Annotated in this window: 21 protein-coding genes; 12 read left to right on the top strand and 9 right to left on the bottom strand. The window is 48.6% G+C overall.

Features of this window, described 5'->3' with window-relative positions; genetic code table 11:
- The first annotated feature begins 227 nt into the window (after nucleotides 1-227).
- From AC6EJC_RS26060 to AC6EJC_RS26040, 5 genes are all read left to right on the top strand, one after another.
- The gene (locus tag AC6EJC_RS26060) at nucleotides 228-452 is read left to right on the top strand and encodes a spore coat associated protein CotJA (RefSeq protein WP_444956417.1); all 225 of its coding nucleotides are present in this window, start codon (nucleotides 228-230) and stop codon (nucleotides 450-452) included.
- Nucleotide 453: 1 nt separating this feature from the next.
- Complete coding sequence (locus AC6EJC_RS26055; protein ID WP_444956416.1) at nucleotides 454-909, top strand: spore coat protein CotJB; 456 nt, start codon at nucleotides 454-456, stop codon at nucleotides 907-909.
- 33 nt (nucleotides 910-942) lie between these two features.
- Nucleotides 943-1,512: a manganese catalase family protein gene (locus AC6EJC_RS26050; RefSeq protein ID WP_348622026.1), complete on the top strand. Its 570-nt coding sequence runs from the start codon at nucleotides 943-945 to the stop codon at nucleotides 1,510-1,512.
- A 197-nt stretch (nucleotides 1,513-1,709) separates the two neighbouring features.
- Nucleotides 1,710-2,402 carry an anaerobic C4-dicarboxylate transporter family protein gene (locus tag AC6EJC_RS26045; RefSeq protein ID WP_444956415.1) on the top strand — a complete coding sequence of 231 codons (693 nt, stop codon included), beginning with the start codon at nucleotides 1,710-1,712 and terminating at the stop codon, nucleotides 2,400-2,402.
- Nucleotides 2,403-2,481: 79 nt separating this feature from the next.
- Complete coding sequence (locus AC6EJC_RS26040) at nucleotides 2,482-2,874, top strand: TIM barrel protein (protein ID WP_444956418.1); 393 nt, start codon at nucleotides 2,482-2,484, stop codon at nucleotides 2,872-2,874.
- 122 nt (nucleotides 2,875-2,996) lie between these two features.
- Here the strand turns inward: AC6EJC_RS26040 and AC6EJC_RS26035 are convergent, their stop codons facing one another.
- Nucleotides 2,997-4,073 (bottom strand): glycosyltransferase family 2 protein, encoded by a 1,077-nt coding sequence (locus AC6EJC_RS26035; RefSeq protein WP_444956414.1) that lies wholly within the window; start codon nucleotides 4,071-4,073, stop codon nucleotides 2,997-2,999.
- Nucleotides 4,074-4,474: 401 nt separating this feature from the next.
- Here AC6EJC_RS26035 and AC6EJC_RS26030 point away from each other — a divergent pair, with 401 nt between their 5' ends.
- The 3 genes from AC6EJC_RS26030 (at nucleotide 4,475) to AC6EJC_RS26020 (ending at nucleotide 8,780) form a co-directional block, all read left to right on the top strand.
- Nucleotides 4,475-7,306: a methyltransferase domain-containing protein gene (locus AC6EJC_RS26030; RefSeq protein ID WP_444956413.1), complete on the top strand. Its 2,832-nt coding sequence runs from the start codon at nucleotides 4,475-4,477 to the stop codon at nucleotides 7,304-7,306.
- Nucleotides 7,307-7,331: 25 nt separating this feature from the next.
- Nucleotides 7,332-7,994: a class I SAM-dependent methyltransferase gene (locus AC6EJC_RS26025; RefSeq protein WP_444956412.1), complete on the top strand. Its 663-nt coding sequence runs from the start codon at nucleotides 7,332-7,334 to the stop codon at nucleotides 7,992-7,994.
- Between the two features lie 84 nt (nucleotides 7,995-8,078).
- On the top strand, nucleotides 8,079-8,780 hold the full coding sequence (locus tag AC6EJC_RS26020) for an HAD family hydrolase (RefSeq protein WP_080710675.1): 702 nt from the start codon (nucleotides 8,079-8,081) through the stop codon (nucleotides 8,778-8,780).
- Between the two features lie 103 nt (nucleotides 8,781-8,883).
- On the opposite strand, the gene AC6EJC_RS26015 is transcribed toward AC6EJC_RS26020, so the two are convergent.
- Genes AC6EJC_RS26015 through AC6EJC_RS25990 form a run of 6 tightly spaced genes read right to left on the bottom strand, consistent with a single transcriptional unit; the run spans nucleotide 8,884 to nucleotide 15,630 of the window.
- Complete coding sequence (locus AC6EJC_RS26015; protein WP_444956411.1) at nucleotides 8,884-10,059, bottom strand: YheC/YheD family endospore coat-associated protein; 1,176 nt, start codon at nucleotides 10,057-10,059, stop codon at nucleotides 8,884-8,886.
- Nucleotides 10,041-10,556, bottom strand: a complete 516-nt coding sequence (locus AC6EJC_RS26010) for a GNAT family N-acetyltransferase (RefSeq protein WP_444956410.1) — start codon at nucleotides 10,554-10,556, stop codon at nucleotides 10,041-10,043. The genes AC6EJC_RS26015 and AC6EJC_RS26010 overlap by 19 nt, the downstream gene beginning before the upstream one ends.
- A gap of 19 nt (nucleotides 10,557-10,575) precedes the next feature.
- Nucleotides 10,576-11,682, bottom strand: coding sequence for a YheC/YheD family endospore coat-associated protein (locus tag AC6EJC_RS26005; protein WP_444956409.1), 1,107 nt, complete (start codon nucleotides 11,680-11,682; stop codon nucleotides 10,576-10,578).
- Nucleotides 11,679-13,049, bottom strand: a complete 1,371-nt coding sequence (locus AC6EJC_RS26000) for a YheC/YheD family endospore coat-associated protein (RefSeq protein ID WP_444956408.1) — start codon at nucleotides 13,047-13,049, stop codon at nucleotides 11,679-11,681. Before AC6EJC_RS26000 ends, AC6EJC_RS26005 begins: the two co-directional genes overlap by 4 nt.
- Before the next feature lie 12 nt (nucleotides 13,050-13,061).
- A complete protein-coding gene (locus AC6EJC_RS25995) occupies nucleotides 13,062-14,216 on the bottom strand; it encodes a YheC/YheD family endospore coat-associated protein (RefSeq protein ID WP_444956407.1) in 1,155 nt (384 codons plus the stop codon).
- Between the two features lie 43 nt (nucleotides 14,217-14,259).
- Nucleotides 14,260-15,630: a YheC/YheD family endospore coat-associated protein gene (locus AC6EJC_RS25990; RefSeq protein ID WP_444956406.1), complete on the bottom strand. Its 1,371-nt coding sequence runs from the start codon at nucleotides 15,628-15,630 to the stop codon at nucleotides 14,260-14,262.
- A gap of 162 nt (nucleotides 15,631-15,792) precedes the next feature.
- On the opposite strand from AC6EJC_RS25990, the gene AC6EJC_RS25985 reads away from it, so the two are divergent.
- From AC6EJC_RS25985 to AC6EJC_RS25975, 3 genes are all read left to right on the top strand, one after another.
- Entirely contained in the window at nucleotides 15,793-16,137 is a 345-nt protein-coding gene (locus tag AC6EJC_RS25985; protein ID WP_025685398.1) for a YlbF/YmcA family competence regulator, read from the top strand.
- A 72-nt stretch (nucleotides 16,138-16,209) separates the two neighbouring features.
- Nucleotides 16,210-16,494 (top strand): hypothetical protein, encoded by a 285-nt coding sequence (locus AC6EJC_RS25980; protein ID WP_444956405.1) that lies wholly within the window; start codon nucleotides 16,210-16,212, stop codon nucleotides 16,492-16,494.
- A gap of 198 nt (nucleotides 16,495-16,692) precedes the next feature.
- The gene (locus tag AC6EJC_RS25975; RefSeq protein ID WP_444956404.1) at nucleotides 16,693-18,027 is read left to right on the top strand and encodes a DRTGG domain-containing protein; all 1,335 of its coding nucleotides are present in this window, start codon (nucleotides 16,693-16,695) and stop codon (nucleotides 18,025-18,027) included.
- Nucleotides 18,028-18,072: 45 nt separating this feature from the next.
- On the opposite strand, the gene AC6EJC_RS25970 is transcribed toward AC6EJC_RS25975, so the two are convergent.
- Nucleotides 18,073-18,570 carry a sporulation membrane protein YtrI gene (locus AC6EJC_RS25970; protein WP_444956403.1) on the bottom strand — a complete coding sequence of 166 codons (498 nt, stop codon included), beginning with the start codon at nucleotides 18,568-18,570 and terminating at the stop codon, nucleotides 18,073-18,075.
- Between the two features lie 12 nt (nucleotides 18,571-18,582).
- Complete coding sequence (locus AC6EJC_RS25965) at nucleotides 18,583-18,912, bottom strand: YtrH family sporulation protein (protein ID WP_444956402.1); 330 nt, start codon at nucleotides 18,910-18,912, stop codon at nucleotides 18,583-18,585.
- Nucleotides 18,913-19,049: 137 nt separating this feature from the next.
- Here AC6EJC_RS25965 and AC6EJC_RS25960 point away from each other — a divergent pair.
- Nucleotides 19,050-22,197 (top strand): DNA polymerase III subunit alpha (locus AC6EJC_RS25960; RefSeq protein WP_498475317.1); only part of this gene is annotated, 3,148 nt, incomplete at its 3' end.

Genomic DNA, 22,197 nt, shown 5'->3' with positions numbered 1-22,197 from the left:
TCTACAACCAGGAACGCATCCAGCTTAACTTGAACAACAAGAGCCCGATTGAATACCGGACTCAAGCTGCTTAATTTAAGGGCATTTTCTTTACTGTCTATTTGACAGGGGTAAGTTCAAGTTTGAAGGTTCTTTTTTTATATCTGTGATTTTTTGTTCGAGACTTGGGCGATGCGGCATATGTTGAATAGTAAAGCAGATGGATCAATCAAAGGAGGTCCCGGCCCGTGAAATTTCCACAGCAAGGTGAGTATGCCCCGTTTGTCGGCCCGTTCGATCCGTGTCCGCCCGTTCTATGCAAGACTTATGTGCTTCCGCCAAACTTGTTTGTACAATTTCAGCCCCCTGGTCTGCCGCAATTCAGTCCGGATGAGGCGCTGACGAAGGGAACGCTATGGCCTTTGCTTTACAGCCCTTATGAGCCTGTGAGAAACCAGGGGGGAGGCGAGTAGAATGGAGAATCCAAATCAGGGTCAGTCCCCAAACCAGTTCCAACAGCAAAATCAGCATGAGAGTGGGCATCAACAGCAGAATCAATATCAAAGTCCCTATTCAAATTCGTACCAGTACCAAAATCAAAATCAGTACCAAAACCAAACTCAGGACTACAATCAAGCCAGAAACCCGGCCCCGGGCTATGCGCCTCAAACCAAACCGGGGGATGCACAGTTTTATGCGCTGTTGGAGAAGCTTCAAGCAGTGGATTTTGTGTTGGTAGAGCTGAATTTGTATCTGAATACGCACCCGGATGATTTGCAGGCCATTGAACAGTTCAACAAGCTTACACAAGAAAGAACTGCGATTGCTAACGAGTACCAGCTTCTATATGGGCCTTTACAAAACTTTGGCCGGGCCTACTCCAAATACCCTTGGGAGTGGAGCGAAGCCCCTTGGCCGTGGCAGGTATAGGCAGGTACAACCTTTTATAAAGGAGGAACATGAATGTGGGTATATGAGAAAAAACTGCAATATCCCGTACGTGTCAGCAAATGTGATCCTCATATGGCCAAACTGCTTATGGAGCAGTATGGTGGAGCGGATGGCGAGCTGGCAGCGGCATTGCGCTATCTGAACCAGCGATATACGATTCCCGATAAGGTGATCGGTGTATTGAACGACATAGGCACAGAGGAATTTGCCCATTTGGAAATGATTGCCACTATGATATACAAGCTGACCAAGGATGCGAGCGTGGAGCAAATGAAGGCGGCTGGCTTAGGGGAATATTATGCGGCGCACGATCATGCGCTATATTATCAAAACGCCGGCGGTGTTCCTTTTACGGCGGCCTATATCCAAGCCAAGGGCGATCCTATCGCGGATCTGTATGAGGATATTGCAGCAGAGGAAAAGGCAAGAGCTACATATCAGTGGCTGATTGATTTGACAGATGATGTGGATTTGCAGGATAGTCTGAAGTTTTTGCGCGAACGTGAAATAATCCATTCGCTCCGCTTCCGCGAGTCTGTGGAAATTTTGAAGGGGGAACGAGACCGGAAGAAGGTATTTTGAGGGAGTTTTTGTAGCAGCAGGGAGGGCCATCTGCAAGCATCAAGTGCAGGTGGCCTTTCTTTTTTTAGGGTTAAATTTACATAAAAGCACCTGTCAGAGACAGGGCAAGCGGTATACTAGGCTCTAACATCAAACAATCAACTCAAACCTATTTCTTGATTTTATGGAATATTTGCATAGATTAGCAGAAGGATTAATTGAAAAATCAGAAAAGAAGGCTGAGAAAAAAAGAAACTTCAAAAGGAGCGAAGGCATCTGTTGTTCTCTTTTTGGTGGGAGTTTTAGCCATTGTTATTATGGGCATGTTTACTCAGCTACGTCCATCCTGGGTGCTAAATGGCGAGGTTACTAGTTTATCAATACCGCATACCATTGAAATTATTATGTTAGTTTGCGCTACTATGATTATTATCGTATGGCGTTCGGCGATTGAAACGATTCTTAACGGACCCATATTTAGGGCAGGGGCACTTGCTATGGTTTGCGCCTTTGGGTTAGCTTGGATGAGCAGTACCTTTATAAACGGACAAACCGCTTTTATACAAGATCATGTTGCTACTATTGTAAATAGTCATCCATGGATGCTTGCCGTTATCATGTTTATCGTTGCTGCTTTAACTACGAGTCAAGGTGCCACGACATTAATTATGATACCTATTGCCATTGCCCTTGATTTGCCTGCCTACATCATAATTGGAGCGTGGATGGCTGTAAATGCTAACTTCTTTTTACCGGTATCGGCTCAGTGCCTTGCTGCCATATCTTTTGATACAGCGGGAACGACTAAAATTGGTAAATATGTATTGAACCACAGTTTTATGATACCTGGAATGATTAATATTATTGTATCTGTAATATTAGCCACTTTAATTGGAAGCGTTTTAATATAGAGCGTGGTATAAAAAGGAGGTATCTAGTTATTATGATACAGATATCACAAGTTGTGGCTGCAAACTATCATTATAAAAGATATTCTTTGGAGTATTTTTCTATCCGGTAAGTATCAGCCATCCCGATCCAGAATATAGAAAGAAAAGTGTTGAAATTTTTTGCCGGCATATTGAAGCTGCATCTCTTCTGGAATGTGACAAAGTGTTAGTGACCACAGGAATCGCATACTTGGATGTTGATGAGACAGAAGCGTGGAAATGGTGCAGGGAATCTTTAGGCGAAATCTGTAAAACAGCAGAAAAAGAGGGGATTTACCTCCCCATGGAGGCATTTACCTCCTATATCACACAGATGTTTAATAGAGCTGAGCACATTTCCAAGATGATAAAAGAAGTCGGGAGTCCCTATTTAAAAGGTTTAGCGGATACAGATGTAATAGAACCACAGGAAAGGATACCGTTCATTACTTAATAAGGAAACTGGGGAATAATTTTGTTCATGTACATTTTGTAGATGGTAATCTGGAGGACATCTGGTTCCGGGAGAAGGTAAATTAGCGATGACGGAAGCGTTAAAGTCAGTGTTCGTCTTTCTTATCTCTGTTGCTCTAGTTTTGCGAAATACTTCTCGTTATATAACACGCTCGGATGAGTAGGATGGTGCAACTGGGCCATGCGATGATGCAATTTTGCTTTATCAATGTCTCCGATCCGGTCGTAACACAGGCATAATTGCAAGTGCGGCAGCCAGGTGTAATATGACGAATTGGTTAAGGCCATCACATCTTGTGGTGGCTCAATCAGCGTCGCCTGACGAAACCAATAAATGGCTTGAGCATACTTTTCGTCTTCAATCAACAAATTGCCAAAGGCACAGCAGAACTGGGCGCGCGGTACATCGAGGTTAAGTGTGCGAAGCAGAGCCATACGCTGCTCTTCTTTTTGACCCTGGCGATCGTAGCAATCCGCAAGCTTAAAGCAAGCAGCAATCCGATCCTCAATCCATCCTTGATCTAACCCCAGATAGTGTTCGTACTGCTGGATGGCTTCTAGTGTGCGTCCGTTATCATATAGTTCATTGGCGAAGTAGTAGTGATCTCGTTCAGAAAATGCGGTGCCCTGCTCCCGATGCTTGAGATATATATGCAAATTGCGATCAGTGTAAGCGCGTGTCTTTTTATGAGTCACCGCCATATTGCTGTGAAAGGTGCTGCCTGTCACATTCAGGAATTCGTGAACAAATCCGATCCATCTGAATCTACGATCGCGCCGTACAATTCGGTTTCTTTTGAGCTTATACAACGGCTGTCCTTGTTCATCTACGGATAGCACATAATCCATCGTAATGCTGTCATAGGAGAGGGAGGCTTGTTTTTTCCAGTTGAGAAAGGATATCCGGTCTTTCTCTTCCAGTATGTCATCGGCATCCAGCCAAAATTGATATTCCTGTGTTGCCTGATCGAATGCATAGTTGCGGGCTGCGGAAAAATCATCACACCATTCAAAATCGTATATCCGGGCGTTGAACGATGCAGCTACCTCTTGGGTACTGTCAGTAGAGCCAGTATCAACGATAATGATTTCATCCACCAGGTCATGGACTGATTTCAGACAGGTATGAAGTGCTTTTTCTTCATTTTTGACAATCATACATAAGCTGACAGTTACCATGCTCTTTGTCCCTCCCAAAAAACTTGGTATAATCTCCATTTTATTAGGATAGCTTGCTCATTATGTAGTAATTCTGATGGGACGAGTGGAGGATGTGTGATGATCATAAATTCAATCTTGCTCTAATAAATTAGAAAATCAAAGCTGATGCAAGGAGGGAGGGCTAAAAAAGGGATAGGGTCGGCAGTAACTATGTGTTGTACTACATCAGGTGACTTACTGACAGTTCTTGAAACGCGATGCAGGCAAGCAGTGTATTAATGTCGTTTTCCTTGATATTTCTAGGTGTAAGTCCATTCATACCACGCTCACTCCCATATCGCTTGGTCGCATTTAAGGTATGCGTTAGGACATGGAGGGGGAACGGTTATGAGGCTTCCGCCTGATGGAGGCGTTGACGTATGCGTATACTAATCGGCAGCCCAGTGCACCAGAAGCCGGAAATTTTGTCTTTGTTTCTTCAAGCTTTGGAGCGACTGGAGGCACCCGACGTGCTGCCAGATTATTTGTTTGTCGATGATAATGACAATCCGACTTCAAGCCAATGGCTTGCTGACTTTTCCAATCGGCTACCGGGTAGGGTTTTGCCCTTGTTGACAGGCTCACAGCAAGTGGGGAACCGCAGTGATGAGCACACTCATTATTGGCCGCCTGCCCTAGTCTGGAAAGTGGCTGGCTTTAAAAATCGTTTTATTGATTATGCGCTTCAGCATAATTATGACGCGCTATTTTTGGTCGATTCAGATTTGGTTCTCCATTCCCGTACCTTGTGTAGGCTGGTAGAGACGGAGAAGGATATTGTATCTGAGATTTTCTGGACACGCTGGCAGCCGGAGGGGGCGCTATTGCCTCAGGTGTGGGTCAGTGATGAATATAATTTGTTCCATCGTGAAGAAGGCGAAGTGTTGTCGGCAGAGGAGCAAGCGCAACGCGAGTTGCATTTTATACACCAATTGCATGTTCCTGGTTTGTATGAGGTGGGCGGTCTGGGCGCTTGTACCTTAATCCGCAGACGGGCGCTGGAAGCAGGGATTCACTTTGGTAAAATCAAAAACGTCTCCTATTGGGGAGAAGATCGACATTTTTGTATTCGGGCGGCTGCATATGGATTTCCGCTTTTTGTGGATACACACTATCCGGCAATGCATCTATACCGGGAAGCGGACCGGATCAAGGCAGAGCAGCTACTTTTCACCCTGAAGCATTTTACACCGAGTTCTGTTAATACGGACCATCCAGAATATTTAACTCCTACAGATTACTCAAACACTTCTACACATTCTCTGTCCTTCAATCGTTCTACATCATCAAGAACCCCTGAGTTCCCCGAATCTCCTGTTATACCCGAACATCTCCGTGAGTCTGCTGTCTTTGCGAAGTACACTGCGGATTCTTTTGTTGTGCCACAGGCGTTCTCCGGTCCACGACAAAGTGAGCTTCACACACCGCCTGTTTCCAAGCCTAAACTGACACTGACCATGACGGTATACAATGAGGCAGATCGCAAGCTCACAGACGTGCTCCGAAGTCACCGGGAATACATTGATGAAGCGGTCATTATTGATGATGGTAGCCAAGACGATAGCGCCGAATTGTGCCGGGAGATCTTAAAGGGAATCCCATTGCGTCTGATCCGCAATGAAACAGCCTCTTTTACCAATGAAGTGGAGCTGCGAAAGCAGCAGTGGAGAGAAACGTTGGCTTCTTCTCCAGAATGGATATTAAACATGGATGCTGACGAAATGTTCGAATCCCGATTTGCCCAAGGGGTGCATTCTTTGTTAGCGGGAACGAAAGCCGATACGATTTGTTTCAGGTTGTTTGATATGTGGTCTTCCACGCATTACCGCGATGATGACTATTGGCAAGCTCATCGGTATTATCGCCCTTTTTTGATTCGATATAAGGAAGGGTTCTCTTATAAATGGAGGGAGCAGTCCTTGCACTGTGGGAGATTTCCCGATAATGTGCTTGACCTTCCCAGTGAGATCAGCAACTACCGTATCCAGCATTGGGGATGGTATACACCTGCTATTCGCATGGCCAAATTTCAGCGATACCAGTTGCTTGATCCAAGTGCTCGTTATGGCTGGAAAGAGCAATATGAATCTATTTTGGACCCGAACCCCCGACTCACGCTTTGGGTAGATCAGGACAACATAAATGCAGAAAAAGAAACTGCACCAGAATATGAAGCTACCCATCACGTGAACGCCATGGATGTTGCCGAGATTGCGAGTGTCCAAGTTATTAATAATTCCGATCTACAAATAAAAAGTGAAACAAAGGACGTACTTTATGGTAAAGGCAAGGAAAAAGGAGCGGAGCAGGGTATGAAATGCAAACTGTGTGGCTCATCTGACACGGGAGTATTTCATAGTTATGAACGCTTTACCTTGATGGGATGCGGCTCCTGTGGATTGGTTTTTCGTAATGATGTGGATCATATACAGCCCGAGGATATGATTGCAGAAATTTATAATGTCAAATGGGTTGCTATGCGGGATAGTGCAGCAGCGTCAACTTATGGGGATCATGCCCTTTTTGGACTCATGCTGCTGGATATGTTCAGTTCCGGTAAAGGAAAATTGCTTGAGATTGGATCAGGTACCGGAGAATTTATCCATGCTGCCCTTCAAGCCGGCTGGGATGCAGTGGGCATTGAACCTTCCATAGACTCGCGTGCTTACGCCAAATACAAATATGACGTGGATTTATTGCCGGGTTACTGGGGCGATGAAGCCGAAGAAGATACTCAAACCGAAGAAGCACATGAAATACAGGAATTGAATGAAGCAGAAGAAGATACTGACTTATCACTGGATCACAAATACGAGGCCGTAGCATGCTGGCATGTGCTGGAGCATATTGCGGACCCGGTCGCATTTTTGACAGATTTACGCGAACAGCTTCAACCTGACGGGACGATATATATTACGGTGCCCAACAAAAATTCGTTCACCAATGAGGCTTATGGCGTTTATTCACCTTTATTTACGGAGGAAGATCATTTGTATCATTATTCTGAGCATACGCTTACGCTCTTACTGGCAAAGTCAGGCTTGCGCCCGGTGGCTTTGTTCACCCGCCAGCTTCCCTCTGGTTTGGATGCCTTGCTGCAAGCCCATCCTTTGTACGATGATCTTGCCTTTACGGAGCAAATGGGATTGTTGGCCAAACTTCAAGGCGAGAAACGGGGTCATGAACTGTGCTGTGTCGCAAGAGTAATTTAATCATCCCCAAAAGGAGGCAGCATCCATGAACTTGGCTGACCCGTATCTGTCTCGCTTTTTTGTATATTCTGATCCCAACTCCTCCAGCATGATTTACAGACTCCCCCAAAGCTGGTGGAGTCGTCCCTATGAGTATGAGTGGTGTCTCCAATTTATGTCTGGGCAAGATACAGTGCTGGACGCAGCATGTGGAATCCCTCATCCATTCAAATTTGAGTTGGCCCGCCGTTGCGCTCAGGTCTATGCCTGCGATCTGGATATACGTATTGTCTCCGTGGATGCCATTTTGGCCGAGGTGCGGCGGGATATTGGAGAGGAGGCCGCCGAGCGCATTCAGGAGATTTTACCGGTTCGGCTTCACTCCGCACATGCCAATTTGACCGCCCTGCCCTATGAGGATTCCAGTTTTGACAAAATTGTATGTATTTCGGTGCTGGAGCATTTAACGCCTGATGAATCTTTGGCAGCCTTGCGTGAATTTCACCGGACTTTACGGGATGACGGAATGCTTCTGCTGACTTTTGATTACCCTACAGTTGACCTATCAGCGATGGAACAATGGATAGAGCAGGCGGGATTTTCGTATTGGAATGGTGTGGACCTCAAGCTTCCACTGGGTGCTTTACACACGGATATGTGGGGCGGCTTACATTGTTTTAGGACTGTTTTAAGAAAATATAAGAGTTAACGGTATGCGCAATGAGGTTTACACGGACCTCTCTTATTGCTTATCATGAGAGGGGTTGGAGTTGTAAACCTACATAGGAAAGGAATGACTGATAACTACATGAACAATGCACCTGTGTTGAAGAAACCTGAGGCTATGGTATTTGATATGGACGGTACACTTTTTCAGACGGAGACGCTATTGCTTCCTGCGTACCACAAGCTGTTTGATACGCTGCGCGCCGAAGGGCTTTATGAAGGAGAGACTCCTCCCGAGGAGCTTATTTTGAATAGTTTGGGCATGCTGCTGGATGAAATCTGGAGAAGAGTGATGCCGGAAGCCAGCGAAGCGGCCCACAGAAGAGCAGACGAGCTGCTGCTTCAGCTGGAGCTGGAGGGGTTGAAGAGTGGAAGTCATGCCTTGTATCCACATGTAAAAGAAACACTCCAGGCTCTTCATGAGCAAGGTGTCCGATTGTTCGTAGCCAGTAACGGGCTGGAGGATTATGTAAAGGGGATCGCTGCTGCGTATGAAATGGTTCCCATTTTTGAAGGGCTGTACAGCGCTGGGGAGTACAGCACGCTTTCCAAAGTGAATTTGCTGGAAATTCTGTTGAGCAAGCACGATATTTCGAACGTATGGATGGTAGGAGATCGTTCCTCAGATGTGGAAGCAGGCAAAAAGAACGGACAGACGGTGATCGGCTGCGCTTATGCTGGATTTGGTGTGAACGATGAGTTGAAGGGGTCCGATGCGATTATTACGGACTTTACGCAGCTGCTTACACTTTATAAAAACGCCGAGTAACTGTGAAACACAGGTTAATGGTTATAAATAGTTTTGACGTACCATATAGATAAAACATGCAAGCGGTGTCGGGCAGACGACAAAACAAAGGAAGGCAGCCACTTTACGCGGAGCCTTCCTTTGTCTTATTCTCTGTTTTATCTTCTGTTTTATCTTCTGTTTTGTCCGTCTGCGGCTTTGGATTAATCTGTGTGTGGTAGACCCACAAGGCGTATTCCATGGGCTTGGCGATGGCACGGCGATAGGTTTCTTTTTCACCAATACGTGAAAATACCTCGCGGGCTGGCTTCGGGTTGACCTCCAGCACGTATATATGACCGTCCTTATTAATTGCCAAATCGAGCGCAAGCTCACACAATGTTCCGTAGCTTTCCTCCAGATACGCAGCGATGTCCAGTCCGAGCTTTTCCCCCTGCTTGATGATTTTCTCTCTATGGCCTTCATCGCGAATCCATTGCGTCAGCAATTGGTTCATCGGTACCGCCTTGCCTCCGCCATGCAGGTTGGAAGTGACACTCCGATGCGCCCCGATTCGCCCGGCGCATCCGGTTAGCTCCCATACTCCTTGGCTGTTTTTCTGTACCAGCATACGGTAATCATGGACCCTGCCATTCGGCAACTGCACAGGAATGCCTTCCTGAACAATGTAGTTATCCATGTTCCAGCTGCTCAGACGTGGCTCCAGACGGTCCAGACGTACCCGTTGCTGGGGAATAATATGGCGTTTGCGATTACGGCCCTCAATCAGATACAGGCCCCCTTGCTTGTTAACAGGTTCAATGCGTAAAATGCCGCGTCCTCCCGTACCGTTAATCGGCTTGAGGTACACTAGTGAATTCTGTTTGAGCATCCGCTTTACACTATGAAATCCATTGAACAGCTCTGTTGCAGGCAGATGGGGGCGAAAGGCAGCCCTTTTCGCAAGCTGCTGATGAATGGCCCATTTGTTACTCAGCGGTCGGTTTAAATATACAAGGTCTGTATGTTGCAATCGAAACTGCTTCAACTGACGATACCGCTCACTGCGCTGAACCCGGCAACGGTCGAAAATCATATCCGGAAATTCTCGCCATTTTCGGGTCCATTTGCCGCTGTGTGGATCATAGATTTGGGCAAGGAGCAGCCTGCGATCCTTATGGACATCCGCAGGAGTGAATACATACATATCCAATCCCAGTCTTTTCCCTTCTGCAATCATGCGCTCATATATGGCGCGTTCCTCCAATTGCTTATTGTTGTTCAAATACAAGGTCATGATGCCTAGGACAGGTTTTGGCACAGCATTCCACCTTCCTCTGCCGTCTGCTCATCTTCGGATAACTCCCCGCGAAATATCAGCGTGGGCTTCCCGGTCGGTCCAGTCGTCATTTCATGCGCAACAAGTCCAGCGCGGAAACAGGTTTTGAGACTGGCCATATTGTCGGCGGCTACGCTGCACGTCAGACGGCGCAGCTGTTTGAGCTGGGCGGACAGCAGTCTAGCGCCCAGTCTGCGGCCCCGGTAAAGCGGACGAACAATCACGATGCAAGCGTCCTTCCCGTGATTCAGAGCGAGGGAAAATCCCGCAATCCGCAGCCCCTTCTCCGTGCGCACATATGCGCACAGAAGGGAGGAGCCAGGGTTGTTCAGTTGCTCTGGCGTTAAAACAGCCAACTGCCGCAGAGCATTACGAGTAATGCGCATGCCGCCTGAGCTGCGGGCCAGAAACAGCAACTGTCGTCGTCTCAGCAGCCAGCTCCGGGCAGGCAAATGTTGAACATCGCTAATTTGCGGCATGATTCCACTTCCTTGATCATTATTTCATTCGTCCGGCCAAAAAGGAGCTGTACTGGAATATGCGTCTAAGCGATTTTTGGCGGATTTCCGGCTCGTCAAATTTCATCGGTTTGGCATTGGCTTCAAAAAACCAGAGGGTTCCGAGCGTATCCACGCCCAAATCCATGGACATTTCGCCATGAGAAAGACCGGATGCGCGTTCAATTTGACGTGCAATCTGAATGGCCGTACTTTTAACTTTATTCAGCAGATTCGTGCTGTCCTCAGGCCCAAACAGTGAGGACAGTAGCTTGAACGGGTCCTCCACACTTCCGCCACGCGGGACATGTGTCGTAATACTCCCCTTACCCGCCAGTCTGGCACCGACTCCGGTAATGCTCCAGGAGCCACGGACATTTTTTTGTACCAGGATACGTAGGTCGAAGGGTTTTTTCTGATAGGTTGCCAGATCGATACCCTGTTGAATGATATAAGGCGAGTTGCCTGCTTCCCGGCGAATACGTCCCCACAGTCGGGACAGCGATACGGATCTGTAGGTTACGCTTTTTTTGTCATGTTGAATGGTCAGCCTGTAAGCCAATAGATGCTCTGGCCGGAATTTAAGAATCATAATCCCCTTTCCGGCCTTACCGTTTTCCGGCTTGAGATACAGGTATGGATACGTAGACAGCATTTTTCCTAAGGAAGACGGGTTGCTTAACCGTTTGGTTGCCGGAACGAGCTGACGAGTGGATTCCGAGGTACGGAGCCATTTGAACAGTTCCCACTTGTTAAAAAAGCCCGGATTGTACAGCTCAATGCCTGAGGCATGTGAAATTTCATCCAGCTTTGTGCGCACAGAGGTTTTAAGTTCATAATTGCGGTTAGGGATGCGATTATAAATGACCTGTGGAGGTGGAAAATTCTGTTCCTCCCACGTCTGTGAGCTTTTGTTGAAGATGTAGCCCTTAACCGTTTCGGCTGCCAACTTCAGGTCCCTGACGGTAACAATGTACACCTGATAGCCCATCCGTGTTCCCGTTTCAAGAATATCCCTGAAATTGCGCTGATTGCCCTTGAAAAATTGTCCTTCGTCGTGCACTGTCAATACAGCAACGACTGGCTTATGCTCCGCCTGGGTATTCATAGTTCCTCTTTTCTGCGGAATTTACTGAGGTAAAGACAGTGGTCCAAAATATGCTCCACGGATGCTTTACCCTCCGCACGCAACGATGGATGTTGAAAAATGGATCGGCCTGGCTTGGAGTTGGCTTCAAACATCCATACCTTTTCATCCTGATCAATGCCCAGATCGAAGCCGATTTCGCCCAGCAGATGCTGGTGATGGTATTCAATGGCTTCTGCGAGTGTAACTGCTGCGTTCTTGGCACGTTGAAGCACTTCACCCGCCCGGTCTCCGAATACCCGGTTCAGCGCCTGCTCGGGTGTCATAAGAGAACCACCGTTTTTGATATGGGTCGTGACACTGCCACGTCCAGCTTTTTTGGCTCCAATGCCGACGACAACCCACTGGTTATTGCCGTTTTTGTGCATATGAAACCGGAAATCTATCGGGCAATTGTCAATCTCGATCAGCTGAATACCCTGCTGAATGACGTAGCCCTTTAGCGTCTGCCCCTGATTGGAGTGAAGCATCCGGAGCATGGAGTTAAAAGAGGTGAATCGTAGCAATACATTGCTATTTTTCTTGCGGTACCTCACATAATAGCCTTGCTTGGGGACATGGGACAGACGATAGATTCCTTTACCGAGACTGCCTCCACTTGGTTTGTAATAAGCAAATTGATGTCGCTCCAGCATACCTCGGATACGTTCAGAGCTGGGATTCATATATGATTCAGGCACATAGCGGTTAACCTCTGGATTATTTTCCAGCAGATGATAGATATCGGATTTATTGAAAAAGCTCCAGTTAAAAAAGGGAATTCGTTTGCGGGCAAAGCGTTCGCGTAGTTGATTGATCGCTGGGGAAAAATCAGAGCGACGGCTCGGCAAACGATTATAAATCACGTCCGGCAGAGGTACGAGTTTACGCGTAAACTCCCCGCTGGATGACAGAAAATATCCATTAATCGTATCATTTTGCCAGTTAATATCCCGAGGGGTGAAGGCAAAAATATAAGATTTTTTGCTGCCTTCCTTCAGCAGCTGCTTAATAAAGCCTGTGCGTGATCCGAAAGGGCGGGTGGTGGAGCTATTACCATCAGACAGTACTCCAATCAACGGTCCAAGCTGCACATCTCCGTCCAGATTCCGCAAATAGATGGACCCGCTTTTGGGAACACGGATTGCATTACGTAAGCCGGAGGTCAAGTATAGATGTCGTCCCGCCTTCTGAATTGGTTTTACTGTAGCGGGAATCTGATCCTTACCGAGCCGCAGACGAATGGACTTGGCTCCGGATAATTTAAGGCTTTTCAACAAGGCAGTAGATATATACGCCACCTTGTCGGGCTGCTGTGAGAAATGCACATTGCAATGCGTTAAACTCATCTGTTTATCCTCCTATACCGTATGTTCAAGGGAGGCGCCCGCGCCCTTTGGCCCTGTCGCTTTGGAATGGGTCATTAAATATCGGGCATATTCGAGCGGGCGGTTGACCGACCGGAAAGCGCACTCTGGCTGGCGGGTCTGAAAAAAGGAGGCCCGACCAGGCCGGGAATTAACCTCCAATAGCCAGATGTTCCCGCTCCGGTCAATACCATAATCAATTCCCAACTCGCCAAGGCGGCCATAGCGTTCCTCCAGCGCCCCGGTAATGGTCAAGGACAGCGCCATCATCTGCCCGATGATGAGACGCGTGCTGTCCGCGCCAAATTGTTCACGAAGGTAAGGCTCTGCCGGATGGGCTTCGCCCCCACCGTGCAGATTGGAAGTCAGAGTTCCTTTTCTGCCTTCTCTCACGGCAAAGCCCGTCAGGCGCCAACAGCCGTTGCCGTCCTTTTGCATAAGTGCGCGAACATCAAAGGGATGATTGCTTTGGCTTGTTAATTTCAAATAAGGCTGCACGATATAGGCGCGTTTGTGTGCAATCCCGTCGATCCATGACAATCCTGCATCCAATTTGGAAAACAAGCGCCGGAACGGGCGGTTTCGGGAGTCTCTACCCTGTACGAGTAGTCCCTGGCCTCCTTCCGCCAGCCGGATATACAGCGTACCCTTGCCATGTGTTCCGGTCTGTGGTTTCATAAAGAGCTCCGAATGGCGTCGCAGCCACTCCGCAAGCTGGGTCGTGTCCCGGTAAGGCGCCGTAGGCGGCACAAAGGGGCGCACTTTATCTACCGTATGCAGAGCGCGATACACCTGCCATTTGCCAGGCAAGTTGCGCGACCAGTAGATGAGCTTGCGCGATTCTTGCTCCGCTATATCTTCCAGTGTGCGCCTGACATTCTGGTTCTCGTGGACATGGAGACAGCGGTTATAGACAATATCCGGCAAGGGAAAGCGGCCGGATGTCCATACTCCGTCACGATAAAGATAACCTCGTATGGAATGATCTTCAGGCAAAACTCCTTCGGCGGTAAACACCATTACGTTAAGACCAGAGCGCCTGCCCAACAGACTTAGCCTGCGGCAAAAATCGGCTTCGGTAATAGGGGGAGTGGCGGCCTGATTCCGGCTAACAAGCACGCCCAGCGTGCCTGGCACAACAAGAGACACCGACAACAGCTCCTTTGGCAGCTGGACTCTGGAAGAGATGGATTCATTTGAACCCGGCTGAATAACAGCAGTATTCAATCATTTTTTTTACAGACGGGCGGGTTTTCTGATCATTTAACGGCGTGTTGTCATTCTTCGACGGTTTGGAATTGACCTCCAGCAACCAGATGCGTCCCGTGTTGTCAATCGCCAGATCAATACCGAATTCCGCGAAATGGGCGGGAATCTCCTTTTCCACTCCGCTTGCGATATCTAGTGCTGCTGTTTTGAGTGAGGTATGGCCATTCGATTTAACGGTTGCGGGCAGCGTGGTTTTGGCGAGTGCTTCCTTGACTGTACTTAGCGTGCCGCCTCTTGCCAGATTGGACACAAAGTGGCTGCCCCCGGCGATCCGGGCGACAATGGATGTTACGGTCCAGGTTCCGGACGCATTTTTCTGAACAAGCGCACGAAAGTCGACCGGACGCTTACCGTGATCAATCAAGGTAAGTCCCTGTTGCAGCTGAAAGCGTGTTGTTTTCATTTTTCCCGCCAAGCTTTTGTACAGCTTATCGACGTTGGCATACGTTTGCTTTCGAGGCGTGCCCGCTGTCGTGGATAGCACCGAAAAGGTGCCATCGGATTGCTTGTTAATGCGCATAATGCCTTTACCCAGGCTTCCGCGCACTGGCTTGAGAAAAACAGAGGGATACTGGTTGCACATTTTTTTGAAAACGGCAAAGGTTTGCAGCAAGTGGGACTCAGGTAAATACTTGCGCAGGGAAGAATTAGATTTAAGCGCATCAAACACTTCATTCTTATCCAGAAACTTTTCGTTAAAAATGGCCGTGCCGTACTGAGATTTTACTTCTTTCATGAAATGCTGTACGCTAGTTCTGTTCTCGAGTTTACGGGAGGTAAGCCGGTTATTGACGACATCGCCGGCGGGCATGACCGTCTTTTTCCAGCCTCCGTCATACACCCATCCCTGAACTCGCCCGGGCTGACTTCCGATATGGTCCGGGGTGAAAAAATACACATATGCTCCTTGTCTGCGGCATTCCCCGACCAGTTCACGGCAGAACAGGGTGATCGACCCGAAAGGCTTGTCGGGCTGTTCGGGATAGTCCCGACTGACCAGCACGCTAATAAGTGGGCCCACTCGAAGTGTCCGGCGGCCTCGGCTGTAGGTTACTCGCAGATCAGAACTGGCATGAAGCCCCATTTTTCGGGCCAGCACGCTTCCCACACGTAGGCCGCGGTATCGGGGTACCGATATGACGGTCACCTCTTGGCGGAACGAACCGAAGGCGAGCTGAACGGGGTGGCCTGCGGATATTTTCCATTTGCGAAGCAGGGACTCGCCGACCATGAGTACGTCATCCTGCAAGATGCCCGATCCGATGATTTGAATCGTTGTTTTTTTGATGGACATCGTGGATCTCCTTCCGGGCAGCAACTTGATGTCTTGAAAGTAACGGGAAACGTGAATGGGCTGTAATAGCACTGATTCATCATATGAGGACATATATCCCTTGGTGATTGACGGACAATGTGAAATGTTGACACTAAACTTGTATTGGAGGAATGAACAATCATGAATATCTATGACAAAGCCCATGATTTAGCGAAAGCATTGAAGGAAAGCAAAGAGGTAGAGGAAATTACGTCAGCGATGAAGCTGATTGAAACCGATCCGGAAGCCAAGAAAATGCTCGACGATTTCCGTGAACGCCAAATGGAAGTACAGCAGCGGATGATGAGCGGCGATATGCCAGCACAGGAAGAGATGGAAAAGATGGAAAAGCTGTTCGAGGTGCTTAGCTTAAACCTTAACATCCGTCGCCTGTTCGACGCTGAACGCCGTCTGAGCGTGATTATTGAGGACGTTAACAAAATTATTGCAGACAGCCTTCAACATTTGTACGGTTCGTCTCTGTAAGTTTGTCTCATATTCCTTCCTGTCCTCTCATAGACTAGATACATAGAGTCACAGGGAGAGGAAGGGATACGATTGGGTTCTTTTAAAAAATGGAAACACGGTTTGTACACACTGATTGCGCTGGCTATGGTCTTGGTCGCGTTACCACGCATCTCGCTTGCCGGCGGTTTGAACTGGGTTAACGGCTTTGGGATGGTATGGGTACTTTTTGCGCTGCTTGTTATCGGAGCGAACCTGCATTTTTTGCTGGGTGTGGATGAGGAAAAACGAAAAACGCTGGAGCGTGTGCGGCGGGCCAAAATGCAGCAGTGGCAGATGAAATGGGATAAAAAAGCTGACAAAGGCAGCATGCTGTGAGTTTTTCTTTCAGCTTGTCCTGAGCTTGCTACGTTACAAAACAACCACAGTAAGAAGCGGTCTCTTGTAAAAGAGGGGATCGCTTTTTTGCTATTTTCGAAGCAGAGATATCAAAATGAACAAGGGTCTAAAATAAAGGGATTTTGTGCTATAATAGATACAGAATGATACAGATTGAACGTTGGGGGTGTAACAGAGTTGGACGGGCTAGATGAAACAGTTACGAAGCATGAGCAGCTATTGCGTCATATCGAGCAGTTGAAAATAGGCTCCAAAATTTCTGTGCGCAGGTTGGCTAAAGAAATGAGCGTCAGCGAAGGAACGGCCTATCGGGCTGTGAAGGAAGCAGAAAACTTGGGAATTGTCATTACCAAGGAACGGATCGGAACAGTACGAGTGGAGAAGCGTCCACGCGGCTTGTCCGAGCAGCTGACCTTTGCGGATGTCGTGAATATTGTAGAGGGACATGTGCTGGGCGGAAGCGAGGGGCTGGAGAAGCCCTTGCACAAGTATGTCATCGGGGCGATGCGTGAGGAAGCTATGGCCCGTTATATTGACGCAGGCAGTTTGCTGATCGTAGGTAACCGGGAGGATGCGCACTCGCTTGCATTGGAGCAGGGGGCAGGTGTGCTGATTACAGGGGGCTTCGGTACGAGCCGGGAGGTTAAGCAGCTGGCAGACCAGATCAGTCTGCCGATTATTTCCTCACGGCATGATACTTTTACGGTGGCTTCTATGATTAATAGAGCGATATTTGACCGCTTGATCAAAAAGAAAATTATGCTGATTGAAGATATTGCGGCAGGCAAACCTAAGACGCTAACCTTGAAAATCAACAGCACGCTTACCGAGTTTGAAGAGCTTTCGGTGAAGACTGGACAGCATCATTTTGCAATAGTGGATGAATGGAATCGTTTAATTGGTATCGTCAGCCGCAAAGATGTGGAGGGGCTTCAACCTGAGCATACGATGGATAAATGTCTGATCCGCAATCCGATAACGGTCACCTACCAGACCTCGCTGGCTTCAGCCGCGCAAATGATGGCATGGGAAGGTGTAGATTACTTGCCGGTCGTAGACCGCAACCGCAAGCTGTTGGGATCTGTTACACGGCGTGAGGTGTTGGAGGCGCTGCGTAACGCACAAAAGCAGCCACAACTTGGCGAGACGTTCGACCAGCTGATTTGGAACGGGTTTGCTGAGGAGCGCAATGAGGACGGATCGTTATTTTTTCGCGGTTTTATCATTCCGCAGATGGCGACCAATTTAGGTACGATCTCGGAAGGTGTACTGGTCAACGTAATGACACAAGCGGGCTACCGGGCAGCTAGAGACATGAGCGGTAAGGATTATGTGCTGGATAATTTGACGACCTATTTTATTAGACCGGTACAGATTGAGGATGCTGTCGTCCTTCGTCCGTTGCTGCTCGAGATGAGTCGCCGCACCTGTAAGCTAGAAATTGCAATTTCACGGGAAAATCATTTGGTATGCAAAGCAGTGATGACGCTTCAATCCATTGAACATGGGTAGTCTAGCAATGGATCGGAGCAGGGAGTGGAGTCAACATAGATCGACTTAGTGACTTTCAGGCAGTCTTTCTTTTGCCTCCAGCCAAATTTGCAGCACACCTTCCATTACAAGCATCGTTTTGACCTGGATCGTATACTCCTTGTCACGAACGGTGTATTTTTTTTGGTGCAGCAACATACGTACCAGCTTGCTGTCAGAGTCAATCTCGAACATATCTCTGCCACGCAGCACCTCCAGATCACGACTGACGCGACGAAGAAGCTCCTTCAGGTTAATAGAATCAATTTTTTCAGCCGAAGCTTCCTCCGCGATCAGCTTGATTTCTTTGACAACGGTTTGGCGCTTGCTGTATTTGCGCAATGTTTTGTTGTCTTCCTCGGCTTGTTGGAGCTGGAATTGAAGATCCTGGTTGTTCGTCCACAGCTGATTGAAGCTGGCATGCCAGATGGCATTGTAGATCATTGCTCCCGTAATCATACCGAGTACAAAGACGGAGGATAATTGCATAAAAGGGCGCAGGCGCTCAAAGGGGGGGACTCTCATAGTCGTTTCACCTCACGGCCGTCCGTTGCCGCACACCCACTTGACCAGCTCTGCACCCATATGAGCGCCTAAAAAGGCGAAAATCAAATACAATATCTGCTTAATGGCAGGTGATAAATTACCATCCAACATATTGCTCTCAATGACCCGGATCGGGTCCATCGTTCCCCCCACAGCCGCGGCAAGCGCCCATATTTTAATCCTTCCGGCAACCTCCAGCATCGTCTGGGTAGGCGGCTGAAGCGTTACCACAGCCCCCATTCCGCCGAGCATGGCTCCCCCGAGCACGATGCCGAAGGCAATGAAGAAGTCGAGAATCGCTTTGGATATAAAAGTGCTCATGCTCTTTTCCTCCTTAGGTGTACGAATCAGGACCGCGCTTGTCCGCCCGGGTCTGTACTTTTATTGTATGGGCGCTACTAACGCGGATATGATAAAATAGTTTGAAGAAAAACAAGCGGTGAAAGGAAGAGAAGCGCATGAGTTCATTTGTGCATTTGCATGTTCACAGCGAGTACAGCCTGCTGGACGGCGCGGCTCGTACCGCGGAGTTGGTCAAACAGGCATCAGCTTACGGAATGAAGGCGCTGGCCCTCACGGATCATGGGGTCATGTACGGCGCCATTCCTTTTTATAGAGCGTGTGTAGAGAACGGCATTAAGCCGATTATCGGGTGTGAGGCCTATATGACGGCAGGATCGCGCAAGGAGCGTGGCAGTCGGAAGGATCAGCCCATATATCATTTAATTTTGCTCGCCAAAAATAAAACAGGATATCAAAATCTGATGAAGCTGTGCTCCATCGGCCATTTGGAGGGATTTCACTATAAGCCGCGCATCGACTTGGAAGCTTTGGCTGCCCATCATGAAGGCATCATATGCCTGAGCGCTTGTTTGGGCGGTGAAGTGCCGCAGCATTTGCTGCATGGCCGGGAAGCCGAAGCACGACGGGCAGCGGAACGATATCGTAACATTTTTGGCGACGATTTTTATCTGGAGCTCCAGGATCATGGTCTTTCGGAGCAAAAACGTGTAAATCCTCTCTTGATCGCACTGGCGAAGGAACTGGATATTCCGCTGGTGGCGACGAATGATGTGCATTATCTGACCGAGCCGGATGCGGATGTTCAGGACGTTCTGATCTGTATCGGGACAGGGAAGACGGTTGATGATGAGGAGCGCCTGCGTATACCAACACGTCAGTTGTATCTGAAAAGTCAGGAGGATATGGCTCGTTTATTCCCGCATGTGGCAGAAGCCATCGCCAATACGATACGTATTGCTGAAAAGTGCGAACTGGAGCTGGAATTCGGTCAATCCATTTTGCCTGAATATCGCCCGCTGCCGGAAGGCATGACTTCTTCGTCCTATTTGCGCAGTCTGTGCGTGCAAGGGCTGGAGCGTCGCTACGGAGACGATTCCGGATGGGAGCAGCCGGAGGAACGGGAAAGGCTGAACCAACGGCTGAACTATGAATTGAATACGATTGACAGCATGGGCTTCAGCGATTATTTCCTGATCGTATGGGATTTTATTGCTTTCGCTCATAAGCATAAGATTGCAACGGGACCGGGGCGGGGTTCCTCAGCAGGCAGTTTGGTTGCCTATGTGCTTAACATCACGAATGTCGATCCGATAAAATACAACCTGCTCTTTGAACGGTTTCTGAATCCCGAACGGATCAGCATGCCGGATATAGATATTGATTTTAGTGATGAACGGCGCGACGAGGTTATCGACTATGTAGTACAGAAGTACGGAAATGAGCATGTAGCGCAAATTATTACCTTTGGAACGCTGGCGGCAAGAGCCGCAGTTCGTGACGTCGGGCGTGTGTTGAACGTACCGTATGGCGAGGTGGACAAGGCGGCCAAGCTGATTCCGGCGCAGCTCGGAATTAATATTCGTCATGCGCTAGAAATCACCCCGGAGCTGAAGGCGCTGTATGAAACCAAGCCCAAGACGCGTGAACTGCTGGATATGGCAATCAAAGTAGAAGGGATGCCTCGGCATGCTTCGACCCATGCGGCGGGTGTCGTCATTTCTCGGACTCCGCTGACTGACGCGGTTCCGCTTCAGGAGGGGAGCGAAGGGGTCCCTTTGACGCAATACTCAATGGAAAATTTGGAGCGAATTGGTTTGCTCAAAATGGATTTCCTTGGATTACGTACGCTCTCCATTATTGAACGGTGTATGCGCTGGATTGCGGAAGAGCATGGAGAAACGCCTGATTTTAGCCGTATCCCTGATAATGACCCGCATACCTATGATATGCTGGGCAAAGGCGATACAGGCGGTGTATTCCAGCTGGAGTCGGCGGGTATACGTCGGGTACTCAAAGATTTGAAGCCGAGTGTCTTCGAGGATATCATTTCTGTAGTGGCTTTGTATCGTCCGGGCCCGATGGGCTTTATTCCCAACTTTATACAGGCCAAGCATGGACAGATTGAGATTACTTATCCGCATCCTGATCTTGAACCGATCTTGAAGGATACGTACGGCATTATTGTGTATCAGGAACAAATCATGCAGATTGCTTCGCGTATGGCGGGCTTTTCCCTGGGAGAAGCCGACCTGCTGCGCCGCGCTGTGTCCAAGAAAAAGCGCGAAGTGCTGGATCTGGAGCGCGGTCATTTTGTCGAAGGCAGTATCAAGCAGGGTTACACAGAGGAGGAAGCCGGAAGGGTTTACGATATGATTGTCCGTTTTGCTGACTACGGCTTCCCGCGTGCCCATGCAGCTGCTTATGGCGTGCTGGCATTCCAGACGGCTTATTTAAAGGCCCATTATCCGGTACAATTTATGGCTTCAATGCTGACAGCCGTGATGGGAAGCCACCGGAAAGTGGCTGAATATGTCGTCGAATGCCGTCGTATGGATATCGCAGTGTTGCCGCCCGATGTGAATGAGAGCGGGGTGCTGTTTACCCCGTTACAGCAGGGCGACATCCGATTCGGACTGGCCGCGATTAAAAATGTCGGCACACAGGCCATGGAAAGCATTCTCGCTGTTCGCAAGGAACGGCCTTTCGACAGTCTGCTCGATTTTTGTCGACGTGTCGATTTGCGGGTGTGCAATAAGAGAGTGATTGAATCGCTTATTCAGGCAGGGGCATTTGATTCGTTGACGGGTCATCGGGCACAGCTGCTTGCCATGTTAGATGAAACGGTGGATGCAGCCGTCAAGTGGCGCAAGGAACGTGATGACTTGCAAATTGATATGTTTGGTTTTGTGGAAATGCCCAATTGGGATATCGAATATCCCAATGTACCCAAATTCAGTGCCAGCCAGCAGTTAGAGCTGGAACGCGAACTGCTGGGACTGTATTTGTCCGGGCATCCGTTGGATGATTTTGAGTCGTTGCTGGAAAGCAGCGAGGCGGATCGTCTGATGGAATTGGGCGATGTGCCGGATGAAACGGTTGTTGTGACCGCAGGTATGGTGGTGTCACTCAAGACGATTACGACCAAGCAGGGTAAGGCCATGGCCTTCATTGAGCTGGAGGATCAGATTGAGCGCTGTGAGGTTGTACTGTTTCCTGAGGTGTGGAAGCGAAGCCAGCAGTGGATTGAAAAGGGTGCTTTGCTTACGCTTCGTGCCAAGATGCAGCAGCAGGACGAGCACTTCA

It is taken from the genome of Paenibacillus sp. TY11, assembly GCF_059772165.1.
Note: the sequence above shows the minus strand (reverse complement) of the source record. Positions and strands in the feature narration are given on the sequence as shown.